At 63.3% G+C, this 16,329-nt stretch carries 9 protein-coding genes; 8 read left to right on the top strand and 1 reads right to left on the bottom strand.

All coding sequences use genetic code 11. The features are described 5' to 3' along the window. Window positions 1-160 precede the first annotated feature (160 nt). The 4 genes from ENE75_RS24145 (at window position 161) to ENE75_RS24130 (ending at window position 3,658) form a co-directional block, all read left to right on the top strand. On the top strand, window positions 161-1,222 hold the full coding sequence (locus ENE75_RS24145; RefSeq protein WP_128201577.1) for a P-loop NTPase family protein: 1,062 nt from the start codon (window positions 161-163) through the stop codon (window positions 1,220-1,222). A gap of 12 nt (window positions 1,223-1,234) precedes the next feature. Next, complete coding sequence (locus ENE75_RS24140) at window positions 1,235-2,008, top strand: TniQ family protein (RefSeq protein WP_128201575.1); 774 nt, start codon at window positions 1,235-1,237, stop codon at window positions 2,006-2,008. A gap of 37 nt (window positions 2,009-2,045) precedes the next feature. Continuing rightward, window positions 2,046-3,002: an IS1595 family transposase gene (locus ENE75_RS24135; RefSeq protein ID WP_128201573.1), complete on the top strand. Its 957-nt coding sequence runs from the start codon at window positions 2,046-2,048 to the stop codon at window positions 3,000-3,002. 65 nt (window positions 3,003-3,067) lie between these two features. Continuing rightward, complete coding sequence (locus tag ENE75_RS24130) at window positions 3,068-3,658, top strand: hypothetical protein (RefSeq protein WP_128201571.1); 591 nt, start codon at window positions 3,068-3,070, stop codon at window positions 3,656-3,658. A 1,058-nt stretch (window positions 3,659-4,716) separates the two neighbouring features. Here ENE75_RS24130 and proA read toward each other — a convergent pair. Next, window positions 4,717-10,659: an anti-phage protein ProA gene (gene proA / locus ENE75_RS24125; RefSeq protein WP_128201569.1), complete on the bottom strand. Its 5,943-nt coding sequence runs from the start codon at window positions 10,657-10,659 to the stop codon at window positions 4,717-4,719. A gap of 640 nt (window positions 10,660-11,299) precedes the next feature. On the opposite strand from proA, the gene ENE75_RS24120 reads away from it, so the two are divergent. The 4 genes from ENE75_RS24120 to ENE75_RS24105 all read left to right on the top strand — a co-directional run bounded on the left by ENE75_RS24120 (window position 11,300) and on the right by ENE75_RS24105 (window position 15,415). Beyond that, the gene (locus ENE75_RS24120) at window positions 11,300-12,307 is read left to right on the top strand and encodes a serine hydrolase domain-containing protein (protein WP_128201567.1); all 1,008 of its coding nucleotides are present in this window, start codon (window positions 11,300-11,302) and stop codon (window positions 12,305-12,307) included. 553 nt (window positions 12,308-12,860) lie between these two features. Then, window positions 12,861-13,421, top strand: a complete 561-nt coding sequence (locus ENE75_RS24115) for a hypothetical protein (protein WP_128201565.1) — start codon at window positions 12,861-12,863, stop codon at window positions 13,419-13,421. Window positions 13,422-13,728: 307 nt separating this feature from the next. Next, on the top strand, window positions 13,729-14,031 hold the full coding sequence (locus ENE75_RS24110) for a hypothetical protein (protein WP_128201563.1): 303 nt from the start codon (window positions 13,729-13,731) through the stop codon (window positions 14,029-14,031). Between the two features lie 133 nt (window positions 14,032-14,164). Further along, window positions 14,165-15,415, top strand: a complete 1,251-nt coding sequence (locus ENE75_RS24105; protein ID WP_128201561.1) for an NYN domain-containing protein — start codon at window positions 14,165-14,167, stop codon at window positions 15,413-15,415. Window positions 15,416-16,329 lie beyond the last annotated feature (914 nt).

Raw genomic sequence — 16,329 nt, 5'->3', positions numbered from 1 at the left:
CGCGCTGCTGCTGTCCGCCATCACGCTGAAACGCTGTCCGCGATCAGCGTGAAACGGTGTCCGCCTTCCCGTGAAATGCTGTCCGCGATCCCGTGAAATGGGTGTCCGCGATGACGTGAAATACGCACAGCTGTTCGTGGACCGGTACAAGGAGCTCTTCGTGCCCACCTACCAACTGGCGACGATCGCAACTCAGATCCATCGCATGCTCATCGGAGGGCTGATCGACCGGGACCCGTACAGCCCGGAACAGAAGCGGCGACTCCATCAGCTGGCATACGGCGCTCAGCGAGGTGTGCTGGACGTGCCCTGGGTGAACGCGGCATCTCGCGGCATGCGGATCGAGGGCATCACCAAACAAGGCAAGACCCAGCTGATCAAGCGGGTGCTCAGCCAATACCCGCAAGTCATTCGGCGAGGCGAGAACACCGAGGCAGGCTGGATCGAACTGGTTCAGCTTGTCTACCTGGTCATTCCTATGCCGACGGACGCCACCAAGGGTGGATTCCTGATGCAGGCATTCATCGAACTGGACCGAATCCTCGGGACCACCTACGCCAGAGACACGAAGATCAGGGACAGTTCAATCGACAGTCAGCTCGTGCAGCTTCTCGCCAAGCTGGCGATGCACCGGTGTGGGCTACTCGTCGTCGAAGAGGCCCAGGAGACGAACCAGTTGGCAACAACCAAGTTCGGATCGGACTTCGGTACGTTCTTCCTCCGGGTTCTGAACGCCGGGATCCCCACCATCCTCATGGGAAATCCAAACGCCTTCACGGAACTGGACACCAGTTCGCAGCTCATGGGAAGGCTGTCGGACGCCGGGCTTCATGAACTGCAGCCCACGGCGTCACCAACGGCGAACGAGTGGACAGACGACTTCGTTCCGGGCATCTGGGGCAAGAACTTGCTTCCTGAGGCCGACGAACCAATCGACGATCTGCCGGTCAAGCTGCATGCCTGGACGGGAGGCTTCAAGCACTACCTGAACGTACTGCGCCGCGAAGCCACCATGTCTGCCATCCAGCGAAAGGGCAGCCATGTCGCACAACGTGACATCGCGCTGGCGCTCCAGAGTTCAGCAATGGTGGAAGGTCGAAAGATCATCGACAGCTACCTCAGCGGGCTGAAGGGCGGGGAGACGCAGTTCACAGACATTCCGGGCCTCCCCGGCGAAGCTCTGCGACGCACACAGCCGAAGCGGCGCCGCCGCTCGGGCTGACCAGGGGACGATATGACCTCGACGAGTCTGCTCCCAGACCAATCGTCCGTCCATATGTCCCTCGGCCACATACCGACCTGGTGGGAGGGCGAATCGCTATACGGATGGTGCTCGCGCGTTCACACGCTGGAAGGCCGCCCCAACAAGTCTCTGGGGACGATTCTGTTCGGCCGATCTCATGCTTGCCGGAACGTGGATGTACCGGTCGGAATGGACCGGTTCGTCGCGGCCACAGGCGGCCGACTTGGCGCAGTGGAAGACATTCTGCGCAACCGAACCGTCCTGGCTGCGTACTGGCCTTTCGCTGATGCACTCACGAGAGAGAACGTCGTCGACGCAGTGACTGACGTGAATGGCACCAGTGCTGCCCAGATGTTGGGGCTACCGGCGTCCAGGCTTGGTGCGCACCATCCTCTGCGCTCCTGTCCTGACTGCCGTCGTGAGCAGCAGAAGGACAAGGGATACGCCACCTGGATGGTCGAGCAGCAGCTGCCCGGTGTGTGGTGGTGCCCTTCGCACCATCGACCCTTGGAACAAGTTCGTGTGGCCCGTGCAATCTGGGGCAAGCCTGGGGAGTCGGACGTCGAACTCGGGCGACCAGCGACGCAAGCCGAAACCCTCGCCCTGGAACGGCTGACTGCGCTTGCCCGTCGGATTCCCGCCATCGAACAGGCCAGTTCCGAGTGCCTGGCCAGCAACTGCATCCGACGGCTTCGCGATCTCGGACTGGCAACCTCCCACCTGATTAGCGAGCAAGCTCAGCAGGCTCATTCTGTGAGCCAGTGAGCGCCGAGGATGGGCGCATCCCACCAGGAGATGCGCCATGCCGATGAACCGAGTCCAGTTCCAGAAGGGGTTGTCGTTGCCGGAGTTCATGAGCCGCTACGGAACCGAGGAGCAGTGCGAGCATGCGTTGGTGGCTGCGCGCTGGCCCGGCGGCTTCGTCTGCCCGGTTTGCGGCGTCATGCAGTCGCGCACCTCGTTCCGGCGCGAGGGTCGGCTGTACTGGCAGTGCGCTGGCTGCCAGTACCAGTGCAGCGTCACCAGCGGCACCGTCTTCGAGGCCACCAAGCTGCCGCTGACGCGCTGGTTTCTGGCCATGCAGCTGCTCACCCAGGCAAAGAACAACGTCTCGGCGCTGGAGCTGACTCGCCAGCTCGGAGTGAGCTACCGCACCGCCTGGCTCATCAAGCACAAGCTGCTGCAGGCCATGGCGCTGGCCGAGTCCGAGAGGCAGCTCACCGGGCGCGTCGAGGTCGACGACGCCTACCTCGGCGGGGAGCGCAGCGGCGGCAAGGCCGGCCGCGGCTCGGAGAACAAGGTGCCCTTCGTCGTGGCGGTGCAGACCACCGAGGACGGCCGTGCGCACCTGGCCTGCCTGTCGGCGCGGCCGTTCACCAAGGAGGCTATGAAGGAATTCATCGCCTCCAGCATGGGGCTGCCTCTGACCGTCGTCTCCGACGGCCTGGGCTGCTTCACCGTGGCCGCCTCGATGGGCGCCGTTCACGACCGCGAGATCACCGGTGGCGGCAAGGCCAGTGTGCTCAACGAGAAGTTCCGCGCCGTCAACACGCTCATCGGCAACGTCAAGACGGCGCTGACCGGCACGTACCACGCCATCAAGTTCGCCAAGTACGGCTACCGCTACCTCGCCGAGGTGCAGTTCCGCTTTAACCGGCGCTACGACATGCGCGGCATGCTCGGCAGCTTGCTGCGCGCACTCGTCGCCGCACCGAAGCTGCCGGAGCGCGGAATCAGGGTTGCTGAGGTTCATCGCTAATCAGGACCTCCCATGCGAGGCTCAACACGAGCAGGATCCGAGATTGGGTGGAGTCCAGACCAGTCATGGGCTGGATCAGGAGGCAGGGCGACGCGGTCACGTTCCCTCGCGGCAACTGGGTCGTCCCCATGCTGCGGGGGCGCAGTCGAGAGCATCCGCTCAAGTGGATGGTGCTCTGGACCTGCCTCTGGAGCCAAGAACCCCTGGAGCGGGCCTTGCGGGCGTTCGACGAGGCAGCAAATGGTCAGGTCGCCATTGAGTCGGGCGACCAATACCTGCTCTGGCCCGATGACGGGAAGTCAGTACGCGTAGCGCTTCCTGAGGCGGTCGAGGAGGCCTTCAAGACCAACCAGACCGTCAGGGGCGTGATGGAGACGCTCGGGGTAAGCCTTGGAACGGTCAGGCAATGGATGCTGGAACACCCTGAGTTCGCACTCGCGTGGGGGCGGCGGGTGCATCTCGAGCGCCTCGTTGGTGCGAAGGCCCGCATGAATGCCGCGATCGACGCCGAGCCGGCGATGTCCCGGTCAATGCTTCTGGTGAACTGCCGGCAGGAGGTTGCCTGGCTTCGAACTCACGCACCGACGACTCTTCGCCGGGTGCTGGATCGTCTGCCCAGCGCCAGAGTCCCACAGGGCGAACTTTTCGCAGACTGACATGAGGCCAGATGTTCCTCGACTCGCAACCGTCCATTCGCTCTTGAGCGCCTGGGCACGGTGCCAACAGATCGACGTCCGGCGGTACCGTGCGAGCGGAAATCGCGGCACGCTGCTGGACAGGGATTTCAGTCTGGGACAAGGCGCCCGGTGGCTGGCAGATCGCGTACTCGATGGCTGGCTGCCACCATCGCTCATCGTCGATCACCACAGCCACGTCCCGCTGTTTTCGCGGTTGATGCTGGCCCCGGAAGCCATGGCGTGGAGAAATCGCCTCATGACAGGAGGTTGTGCGCGTGACCCGAGCGCAGGATCCATCCGAAGGCTGAACCAGGTCGAGTCGGCCACGCTTCGACGTTGCCCCACCTGTGTGGCGCTGGACCAGCTGCGCTACGGTCACGCACATTGGCGCCTTCACCACCAATGGCCGGTGGCACGCCACTGCGCTGAACACGGCGATGCACTCGAAACCTGCTGTTCAAGGTGCAAGTCGCCGTTCACACGTCACGGCGCTCCGCATCTAGCGGATGATCCGTGTCCTTTGTGCGGAGGCGTCCGCGGCGAGGCCAAGGCTTGGGCCGCTCCTCCTGGCTATTGGCCTATGCTGCGAGAGATGTTTCGGCTGCTTCAACTGGGCCTCTGTGAATCTGACGAGATCCCATTTGCTATGCCGGTAAGAGGTTGGACACCACGCGGCATCGGCGCCATGATTGAGCGCAAAGGTCTTCCCGCGCCTGTCCACCAAACGCTGTCCGCATGGAGGGTGGACAGCCTCCCCAAGCTGGCCAATCAACTGGGCGAGAACTGGGTATGGTTCAACAGTCACGAGACGTCGGCGCATCGACACCAGTGGCCCCCTCTCGTCAGTTTGGCGATCCGTGTGAGCGGAATCGTCGCCTCGAACGAGGACTCCACCGAAACTTGGCGCCCTGCTGGGGCTCCTGTTCCCGCCGCGAAGCCGGGGGCAGGAAGGCTCGCAGCCTAGAAGAGTCCAAGCACCGCGCGTACGCCAACGTCTCGGCATACTGTCAAGGTGGCCAGTCTCCCTATAGGCCCCATCAGGCGGGCCTCACGTAGCCGTCGGCCTGGTTGAGCTCACGACCTGCTATCTGGCCGTCGATCACGGCTACCACACGTGCCTCCGCATCGGCTGGAGTTCTGGCCATGCCAAGAACCTTGCAGACAGCCTTGGCAAGATCTGACTTTGGAGTGGCACCTGCACTTTGCAGCACGTGGTGCACGAGTGCCGCAATCTCCTGGGCACACACATCTGAGACATGGCGCTTGGAGTCCTCTGAAGCACCTGCGACGCGAATCCGGCACGGGGTCTTCGGATCGGCATGAGTAGGCCAGTAGAAGGCGACTTCCCCGTCTTTGGTGCGGCGAATGTCCGTGGGCACCAGGCCCCGCAGGCGCTCTGCGATTCGAGGCCCCGTGCGCTCAAGACCCCAAGCGCGGGCTACACGCTTGAAGAGCAATGCCTCAGGAAGCGGGCCCTCCGCGTCGATCACTCGGCGCAGATGCTCTTCGAGCCGTCGATTTGAGCGTGCCTCGTAGAAGGCAACTGGGTCGCCAGAAGGCAGACTCACAGGCACGTAGACCGGCAGGGCTTGAGCCGTTGCATGTTCGTCGGGCGCAGTGGACGTCGCCGACTCGAACGGCATCGGTGGCTCCGCGTCAGTGTCGCTCGTCTTGCTGTCAGCCTGGGCAGATGGCTGCTCGTCGTCTTCGTCATCTTCTGCGTCAGCAAGGCCCTGAATCCGCGCCAAGAGCTTCTCCATCTCGGCGTCCGGATTGAGCCACCAATCCGTCGACCAGATGCGGTGGATACGCCAACCCAAGCTCTCCAGCACGTGCTGGCGCAAACGGTCGCGGTCACGCGCGGTGGCACCCGAGTGGTAGGAGCGCCCGTCGCACTCGATACCGACCAAGTAGCGCCCGGGCGCCCGTGGGTCGACCACCGCCAGGTCAATCCGGTAGCCTGAGCAGCCTACCTGCGGATGCACCGTCCAGTTGCGGTCGCGCAGCGCCTTGATGACCGCCGTCTCAAACGGACTATCCGGACCCAGGCCTGTAGGCAGGCTTTGCTCGACGATGGCTCGTGGCCCCTTGAGCGCGAACTCGAGGTAGTTCTTCAGGTCCTTCACACCTGCAGCACGCACGCGAGCGAGGTCAATCTGTTCTGGCATCAACGAGCTGTAGATGACCACCCCCTCTCGGGCTCGGGAGATGGCCACGTTGAGGCGCCGATGTCCTCCCTCGCCGTTGAGGGGCCCGAAGTTCATCAGCATCTTCCCTGCAGCATCTTTGCCGTAGGTGATGGAGAAGAGGATGACGTCGCGCTCATCGCCTTGAACGTTCTCCAGGTTCTTGATGAACAAGGGTTCCCGTACGCTGGCGGCAATTGCCCTGTCGAGCGCAGGGCTTGCATTGCGCCTGGCGTCGAGCAGAGTCTCGATCAGGTCTTGCTGGGGCTGGTTGAAGGTCACCACACCCAGCGTCAGGTCCTTCTCGTCAGCCGACAAGAAGTGCTGCTCAATGCCCTTGACGATGGCTTCCGCCTCAGCCCGGTTGGTTCTGGATCCTCCCCGGTCATAGACCCCGTGCACGCGCTCGAAGCGCACGGCGATGTCGTCGGTGACCGGTGAGGGGAATGTCACCAGGCGCGAGTCGTAGTAGTTGACGTTGGAGAAGGTGATGAGGCTCTCGTGCCGACTACGGTAGTGCCACTTGAGGCTCAGGCGGTTCATGCCGGCCCCCAGGCACTCGTCGAGGATGCTCTCCAAGTCGTCGACCTGGTCAGGGCTTGTGCCGTCCGGGTCCGAGTCGGAGGACTTGTTGAAGAAGTTCGTCGGCGGGAGTTGCTTGGGGTCACCCACCACCACGAGCTGCTTACCGCGGGCGATGGCGCCAACGGCGTCCCACACCGGGATCTGCGAGGCTTCGTCGAAGACGACGAGGTCAAACTGCGCAAAACCCGCATCCAGGTACTGCGCCACGGACAAAGGCGACATCAGCAAGCAGGGCTTGAGCTTTGGCAGCAAGGTCGGTAGCCCCCGGATGAGCTGCCGCACGGGCGCGTGGCCGCGCTGCTTTTGCAGCTCTCTGCGCAGGCGCCCGAGCTCGCTATCGGCGCTGACCACGGCTGCTGCCGCCGTCGGGATGCGGGCGGCCAAGGTCGCTGCGATGTATCGCTCGGTGAGCTTTTGGAAGCGGTCGTCGGCCTGTCGGAACTCCTTGATCTTGCGCTCGTGGTCGGCGCTCGAGAAGCCGCGCAATACGGGGTCGTTGTCGATGGTCCTCTTGAGCCACCAGCTCTGGTAACTGAATTCAAAGTGGGCCTCGACCGACGGCAGTGCGACCGAGCCACTCTCCAATGAAATGACCAGACCTTGAAGACCCTGCGCAATGGCCGTGTCCCGGGCGTTGCGCCACAGGCACCATGGGTTCAGCTGGCGCCTGGCGGACTGCCAGCCTGCAAGCACACCTTGCACTCGCTCGAGGGCGCCGTCAGCATGTGACGGGCCGGAAATGGCCTCAGTTGGCTTGGCGAGTTCGACCAACGCGTCCAGGTGCTGCCTCAGTTCTCGCCAAGCGTCTCTGAACTCAAGCAGCGCCCGGCCGACAGCGGCACCCGGCGCCAGAAGTGCTCTGTTCTCGGAGACGAGCGGCTGCACTGCAGCGCGCAGCGAAGCCAAGGTCTCTGACTCGCCGCCCGACGCCTTGACCACCGCCGCGTCAAACCTCGCCGCCCATTGCTCATGGCCTTCGAGCGCACCCCAGTCGGTCTTGAGGCCAGCGTAGGCTCCTTGCAGCAAGACTTCTGCCTCAGCGTGCAGACCTCGCAGGAACTGGTCCTCCTCGTTGACGTCAGCCAGCGGCGCGAGCATCGCCTCGATAGCGGAAGGCGTGGGCGGCTTTCCGTCGCCCCTCACTGCGGCCAGGTTGCCGGCAAACGAGCGCCTGGCAAACCACGACTTCGGCCACCAGGCGGTGGTGGCTTGCCGCCATTCGCCCTGCAGCGACACTGCGTTCAGCTTGGCAAGCTGCCCGCTCCAACCCTCTCCGACGCGCTGCCAGTGCGCAGCGCGCTGCTTGCCGTGCTGGGCCAAGGTGTGCACCCGAGCCCGAACCGTCGCGTCGTGGGCCTGCCGAGCCAGGCCAGGCGGCACCTTGGGAGCAGCAAGCAGCGTGTCGGCAAGCTCATCGAGCGCAGCATAGGCTTCAAGCGACAGTCCCTGCGCGGGAACTCCGACGGCCTTGCCAACAAGCTGCGCCTTCTCCCGCAAGAGGCGGATGGCGGTGTCGAGCGTGGTTGAGGCTGCCAGCAGCGAGTCTTGCCAACTGGGCGACCACTCGTTTCGACCAATGAGCGAGAGCGGGTGGCCGCTGAGCGAACCCAAGGCACTGGCCAGCGTCGACATCCGCCGCGAGGTTTCGCGCAGCGCATCGAGTTGCTCGCGCGTGTGCGTGAGCGCGTCCATCCAGGGCATCGGTGATGATTCCGCACCACCATTGGCGATGCACGTGCCGATCGCGCCAAAGACCGTCAGGCCGTTGGGGTAGTCCTTGTGCAGGGCGTCGACCAGCGCGTTGAGCTCAGCGCGCAGCTGCGCGAGGCGTTCCGCCTCCCGCAACCAGTCCTGAGCCGTCTTTCCGCCGGCCACATCGAGTGACTTGCCCAATTGCTGCAAGACCTCCGACTTCTTTGCCTTCGACGAGTGCAGCTCCAAGCAGAAGGGCCCCAGCCCAATGCTCTCCAGGCGACGGTGGACGACCTCGAGCGCCGCCATCTTCTCGGAGACGAAGAGCACCGTCCGCCCCTTGGCCAAGGTGTGTGCGATGAGGTTGGTGATGGTCTGGCTTTTGCCAGTCCCCGGCGGGCCTTCCAACACCAGGTCGCGCCCGTCGTCCACCGCGCAGATGGCTCCAAGCTGCGACGAGTCGGAGAGCATCGGAGCGAGGATGTCCTGCGGCTTGTAGTGAGCATCGAGTCGCGAGTAGCGGTCATCGGCCGCCTCGTGGGCAAAAGCCTCACCCGGGTGGTCGATGAGGTGCTTGACGACCCGATTCGTCTTGAGCTGCTCGGTGCGGTCCGCCAAATCCTTCCACATCAAGAACTTGGTGAACGAGAAGATGGCAAGATGCGCTTGCTCCACCACCTCCCACTTCGGGATCTCGCGCACTGCGAGCCGAAACGCCTGCAAGACCTTGGCGACGTCCACACCCTTGTCGTCTTGCGGCACGGTGTCCAGGCCGGGGACGCGCATCTCGAAGTTGTTCTTCAAGAGCTGCAGCAGTGTCGGGTTGATGATGGCTTCGTCGTCATGACGAGTCAGCCGAAAGCCGCTGCGCACCGACTGGCGCGTCAGACTGACTGGCACCAGGAGAATGGGGGCGAGGTGGCTTGACTCCGCCTTCTCGGCTTCTGTCCAGCGCAGGAGGCCCAGCGCGATGTAGAGGGTATTGGCGCCGCCTTCTTCAAGCCCAGTGCGGGCAGCGCTGAAAACTGCCAGCAGGTGGCCGTCGAGTGCGTCTTGCGACACCTTTGCAATGAGCTCGCCGCCAGCGAGTGCATCTGCCGCCATGTCATCGATGGGGGCACGACCGCCTCGATTGGCATGGACTTGCGCGGATCGGGGGTCCTTGCCCTCCATCAAGGCAGGCATTGGCTTGATGCGGAACTCCGAGCCAGCGGCCAGAGCGTCTTCCAATTCAGCGAGGCTTGGCGCGACGAGCTGCAGCGTCGCCTTCGTCGGCTTGAAATTCAGGAGCTTGTTGCGCAGCGTGAGGTCCAGGAGCTTGGACTTCCAGCTGGCGAGCCTGCCCTCTGGCGTGTCAGCGTTGGCGACCTCAATGGGGGTGAGGAACGCCGGGTCCAGCGGTGGCAGGACTGGTGTGGGCTCGATGGCCGCGGGCTCTTCGATCTCATCCGCCTCCTGTCGCTTGACGATTGCAGCCTTGGAGGGAAGTGGCTTGATCTGAAGTTCGCGTGCTCGGTGGATGTCGACCGCGTACCGAAAGGACTCGTCTTCCCAAAGATGCTCGCGGCCCTGCTCCGTTGCGATGCGAAGGGACGGACGCCTGCTGTGGTGCTGCGCCACGCCAGTGGTCTCGAAGACCAGGAACTCCCCGCTGTCGACCCGCTTGCGCACCGCTAGGGCGTCGTCGGTGAGCGGATCCGGAAAGCATGCGGAGTGCAGCCACACCCCGACCCAAGCATGGCCCTCCTTGAACAGGATGGCACAGTGAAGGCCCGCTTGCTCGAGGCAGGATGCAAAGAGCATCGCCAAGTCCAAGCACGTGGCCACGCGCCCATCGAGGATGCGGTCGGGCGTGCGAATCTTCTGACCGTCTGTCCCGAAGGACGCCGGCGGTTCCGCATACTGCAAACCTTCAGCCGAGATGGCGCTGTAAAACGCCGAGACCTGCTTCCAAACCACATCCCGGCTCTTGGACTGGTAGCCATCCATCGAGAGCTCGGGATGGGTTGCCCGTAATAGCTTCGAGGCTTTGCCCACCAACAAGTCAACCGCTGGATTGTTAGGCATGCAGAACGCTGCCAGTAGCTCCGGCAGTGCTCGCGTGCCGGCCCACTGGTCGTAAGCAAGCACGTTGATCAGCTGCTCGATGTGCGCGAGTTCATCCGTGCCGTGAACGACAGAGACCCGGATAGAGGCCTTGACTGCTTCTTGCAACTCCGACAAGTAGCCGTGCTCGGGCTTCAGGTCGATGGGTGACACACGACGCGTCTCGCCCGGTCCAAGCTGATCGAACTGAAGCTTGACGCCCTGGGCGAAGCGTGGGGCGCACGTGATCAGGACGACCAGCTTCTCCAGGATCTGCTCGGTGTGGTTCGTCAGGCGCAGAGACCTGAGGACCGGGACAGCGTTCTGGATGGAAGCGTAGCCCAGCGTGGGGTCCGCTTCGATGTCAACCGCCACACCTGAGCGCAGCTCCACGGCGGCTGCATCCACACTTTGCTCAGGTCCCTCGGACATATCGCTTGCTCTCCCTGGCGCTCCGCTGCTGTCGCTGGCTGGATGTCACAGCCTGCAGCCGCCCGCATTTGTCAGAAGGCGTGGCTGCTGATTCACTGTATACGCTAGGCAGGCGCCGGGTTCGAAAGTCTTTGCCGCTGTCCGCCCGTCTCATGCGGTGCTGATGCAGGCGGCGGCCGGAGCGGGCTGGGGTGCCATAGTTCCAAGGGGGTGCGACCACATCCTAGCTTCGGAGGGTCGGCCAGGATAGTGTCATTGGCCGCCAGAGTGCCGCTGGGGAACCTAGGGCGAGCTTGCTGTTCCCGACGCCTCCGGTGGCCGCGGAGCCGCCGCTTGCCGTTTCAGACCACTATCGCCCGACAGCACATATGGAGTCGGGGGTGAGTCAGGAATAGACTGAACTGAGTCACTCGCGCGCGCCAGCCGAGTGTCGGTAGCTGACGGGACCAGTCGTTCGAGGGCCCGTGCCGCGAAGGACCGCTGACTGCCTGGAGCGAGCGGTCGACGATCGCATTGCCGGGCGCTCGCAGCAAGTCGCGAAACGCTTCAGACTCCTGGACTGTCGAGCGGCCGGCGAGCCACAGTCACAGGGTTTGCAAAGAAGCGTTCTTCGGCTCGCCCTCCCGGAGTCTTCAAAGCCATGTTTTCGCGTGCTCTTCTTTCGGTGATCGCTCTCGCTGTCAGCGTCCCGGCCACCGCAGGGCCCAGGGAGGCCTGCGACTACAGCAAGCGGTTCGACGGCGTGACCTGCCTGGTCATGATCAATGGCACCATCGTTCACGAGCAGTACCGTCAGACAGCTGATGAGGCAGAGCGCTGGCGTCTGGCCTCGGGCACCAAGTCCTTCTCCGGCGTGGCCGCGGCGGCGGCGGTACAGGACGGGTTGCTGAGTCTCGACGAGCGCGTGTCCGACACCTTGACCGAGTGGCGCGATGACGGTCGGCGGGACATCACCGTTCGCCAGTTGCTGAGCCTGACCAGCGGCATCGACACGCCGGCACCCGGCCGGGGCGGGCGTAGTTCGCCCGACGACGCCGTGTCGCGGCGGCTGGCCCACCCGCCCGGGACTCGGTTCGCGTACGGGCAGGCGCCCTTCCAGATCTTTGCCGCGTTGATGGCGCGCAAGCTAAAGACCGAGAGCTACGAGGCCTACCTCCGACGCCGATTGCTCGACGGCCTGGGCATCACCCTCGAGTTCAGGCCGCTGACCCCGTTTGCGCGCGACGGCACCGATTGGGGCGGCGGAGGGGCCATGACGGCCCGCGACTGGGCTCGGTTCGGTGAATTCGTGCGCCTGGGCGGAAAGTGGAACGGCCAGCAGTGGGTCGATCTGGCTGCCCTGGCCGACAACTTCGTCGGCTCGACCACCCATCCGGGCTACGGCCTGACGTGGTGGCTCAAGCCACCCCGGGGGGCTGCGGTGCCACTCGAGGGCACGACCGAGAACGCTACCGACTTCTATCGGGGTGGCGCCGACACGCTGCCCGTGACGCAGGTCTGGATGGCCGCGGGTGCGGGCAAGCAGCGCATGATCATCTTGCCCGAGCGCCAGATGGTCGCCGTACGCCAGACCCGTCGCCTGCTACTCGGCGAGCGCTCCGGGTTCAGCGATATCGAGTTCCTGCGCTTGCTCCTCGACCGGCCGTAGGCGGCGGGCACGGGTCACAGGGGGCGGCTCGTAGAACGACCACTCTGTGTTGAGTCGAACTGGCACTGTCGACCCATCAGCGACATTCGCTGCCCGAACCGGGTCGCCCCAAAGCCGCCGCTCGGACCGCCATGCGGACTCGCCTGACGAGATCCCGCAACGGCGGGCACACATCGGTAGGCAGCCCCAGGGCGAATGAGAGGCAGCGGGCGACCTTGGACTGTCCGAGGTCATCATCTCGGACCCTCGCGTGCAAGTAATCGGCCGGCAGCGCCAGCGGGCGCCGGATGAGACCCAGCGGTTCACCACTACCGCCACGACCCTGACCGGACCATACTGTCCCCGGCAGCTTGCGTTCGCCTGGGCTGGGTGCTAGAGTCCATCCATTAACCGCTCATTAGAGGGCGATATGTCGACTAAGCCGTATCTCGCGCGTCCGCGCACAACTCCCGCGTCGAACTCTTCGCCCGTTACCGTGCTCGTTGACGGTAGCGCGCTGTTCCTCGCTGCTCGAACCGCTGGTGACGGGCGTCCGCTCGACTATCGCAGTCTCGTGGAATTGCTCTGCAGCAAGCTCGACGGTGAACTCTTTCCCCCTGAGCGTGACCATGGGCAAATGTCGTCGACGTGGGTCATGTGGACATCGGCAACTGCTGAAAACGCTGGGCAAAACCGGTTCTTGGAGTTCGCTGAGAAGGAGCTGCTCTGGGCCGTTCGACGTGTCAGCCCGTCTGACAGTTTCATGATCGATCCGTCGAGCGTGTTGGGCCTGATTGGCGAATCACGCGCAACCAGCCGGTTGATTCGCTTCGACAGCCAAATCGCGTTTGCCATGGGTCGGCTGGCCGAGGACCAGCGGATCGTCGTTGTGTCTGACAGCTATCCGCTTGCTGCGTCGCTTCAGAGGGCGAAGCACCTTCGCAAGAGCTCCCAGGCAAACAACGTACTTGCGTTCTTTGGTGGTGCACTTGATCCACGGTGGCAGCGACTATTGAGAGACCCTTCCCGGGGGGAAGTCGACTTCGTGGACCTTGACGAGCATGAGGCTTTGCTATTTGGTGGCGGAAAGGAGGTTCGACGCGCTGCGCAAGGCGCGGACGATCTGCCCTTCTAGGGCATGGGATTCGCGGCGGTTCTACGTCGCACTTTCATATTGGGTCGGTTTATTGCCGACGGTTATTGGAGCTACATATGAATCACGGCCTGGATTTGGCTAAGCTGCTTGCGCTCGCGCGCGACCTTGGCATTGAAGTGCGTTCGCTGCGACGCACGGGTGAACTGCGACTCTCCCACTGGTCCCAACCGGAGCGCCCGCGTCTGAATGGGCGGAGGAAGGATGCTCCACGTCATGCATCCGCGTTCGTTCTCCGGGTTGAACGATCGCTCGGTACCAAGGGCCCCGCGCGCGAGGCGAGGACAGCATGAGCAACGACCGCAATCGCTACCGCGGCAGTAATCACTACACGCGCAGCGATCACCGTCGTCGCACCGTGTCTAGGAGCAGCGGCACATGGTGGAAGGCCATTGACAAAGGCGTCGGCAGGACTGCCAGTGCCATCTGGCACTCGTCCGATGCGTACCAAATGTTCTATGGCGAAAACTGGTGGGCATACGTGAAGCGATGCTTGCTGGTGCTCGGATTGCGACTGGTCCTGACTGCGTTCATGTGCGCGATCTGGATTCCGTTTTGCATCTGGCTCTTGATCCAACTGCTTTCCTATTGATAAGGGCGACGGTTCCCATCTGGGCAGCTAACCCGCAGCAATTGCGGAGTATTTTGTTGGACAGAGTCGCCCTGCTACCCCGATCGGCCGCGCGAAGTGATTCTCTTGTTCCCCTGAAAGCGGAGGACATCTCTTGGAATACAACCCATTCACGGAACGTCATTCCGCGATCCAGCGTCAAGTGAGGTCGACTGAAGATGAGAGAGAGGAGTGCTCGCAGCAACTGGTCTGGCATTCCAACTTCAATCTGGACGCAGAGGCTGAAGCGCTGGCCGCCAGCAAGCGGCAGGCTGGGCGGATCAGGTCGGCGTTTGACGGGCTAAAGGAAAGGCGGAACAGGGAAGCAGCTAAAGAGGGTCAACTGTCCCATGACGCCAAACTGGGCCTAGACCCTCGGCGGTGGTTCTCCGCCGAGCGTATCCAGCATGCGAAAGAGCGTGACGAGGCCCGAGAGCGCCTGGCGGAACTGGACAAGGACATAGCCAAGCATGAAGCCGAAGCGGCGAAAGTCCTGCAGGTCTGCCAACAGCGGCAGGCGCGACTCGACAGATACCGTAGCCTCAAACCGCTCGAGCTGAAGGCGAAGCTGCGTGCGCTTGAGTTGCGTCTGGAGCAACTGCGCCCTGAGTTGGCGAAGCTCCTGGCCGACAAGCAGAGGGTCGACGCGCTCTTGAGCGCGCCGCTTCTGGAGCAGCACCAGCTTAACGATCGCCTAGCGAGTCTTGAGGGAGAAGTGACCCTCGCCGAGAGTTTCGAGCGGCGCCTCTCAGGCGCCAGCAACAGCTATGAGAGGGCGATGGTGCACGAGGAATGCAGCAAGGCTTTCGGCGGTGAGAGCGGGCCAGGGCGGGTGAAGCAGAAGAAGCAGCGGGACATGCAGGCCGTTCGCCGAAATTTGGAGAAGGTGGAGGCAAGACTCAAGCAAATCGGGCAACTCGCCAGCCGGCCGATCTCCACGCTCGTGCTCGACGGGAACAACCTCTGCTACGAAGGGCGGGAATTCATTGGGCTGGCGCCCTTGCACGCGCTCACCTATGCCCTGGCTGGCAGCTATCACGTAATCGTGGTGTTCGACGCCAGCATCCGCAGGCTCCTGAGGATGAACGACCAGCAGGTAGCGTACGGCTTCCCTCGCGAAGTCATGGTGCACATCGTTGCGTCCAAGCAGGCTGCAGATCAGACCGTATTGGAGTCGGCTTCAACGTCGGACGCATACGTGATCAGCAACGATCGGTTCAGGGACTTCACCGATAAGGCGGTAGTCAGCGGCCAGCGACTGATTCGGCACGAAATAGTGGCGGGCAAGGTGCTCATTCACGACCTAAACCTGGCAGTCTCGTTTGAGCAAGAGGGGCGCTCCTTTGGAGACGGGCACGCGATCTGAGTCCCACGGTTCTTGTGCGGCACGGTGCCCTTCAATGTGCAGCCGCCAAGCTGTTGTTCGCAAGTACCCGCTCATGGCCGAGTCCTGGTGCCCACGGGCGCCGGCTTTCTGGAGGCCAATCGCTGATCGCCGAGGCCAGGCCGTCGGGCAGCTTCCGGGAGACGTGAGCGTCAGCAGTGGGTCGATTTGAGTCCGCCGCGTTTGGCAGGAGCAGACATTCGAGCGGCAAGCGCGCCCAGGCCCGAAGTCTGGGTCAGCAGTCCGTCGGATAGCCGACGCTCGGGCCAGCGTCGGTGATCACGGCGGACGTCAGCTTGCTGGCGGAGTGCGTGAGTACGCGAGTCGGCGGCGGCCGGCAGCAACCGCTGCAAAGCGGCCACCCGTCTCGCTCTGAGGGGCCGCAGCGCAAGCAGGCTTCCCAGGAGTCAGACTGATGGACCTACGATCGCGGCGATGCCTCACTGCACAATTGCTGGCCTGATGCGGCATCGCATGAGGACCAGCATCGACACTTTGTTCCCAAACTCCGACTGATCGAGTCTGATGGTCAACGAACGCACACACCGCTCGACACTTTAGTCTCAGGCCTCGCCACCGCCAAGTCATTGTCAGCCGCGGTTTTTGACGTCGACACATAGTTGCGAAGCCCCAGGTGGGTCTTTGGATTTATGTGTCGGTAACGGGTCGGTTTTCGACACATTACGCGTGTCTGCCCCACCAGCCCCTGCAACTAACTGTCGAAAAGAACCACCTTGGTGCGCGTGTGGCTTGAGGCCCTCGATGCCAGTTGTCGCCGCCGATGCAAAACTGACCCACTGCGCCGAAGTAAATCTGACCCACCTGGGCGAAGCTGACGGCCTTTTGGCCGTCGATGTTGACCCAGGAGCAAGCAGTGGAGATACGAGTGATGGCCC

Source organism: Rubrivivax albus (assembly GCF_004016515.1).
GTDB lineage: Bacteria > Pseudomonadota > Gammaproteobacteria > Burkholderiales > Burkholderiaceae_C > Rubrivivax > Rubrivivax albus.
The sequence above is the reverse complement of the archived record's forward strand: the minus strand, read 5'-3'. Positions and strand labels throughout refer to the sequence as shown.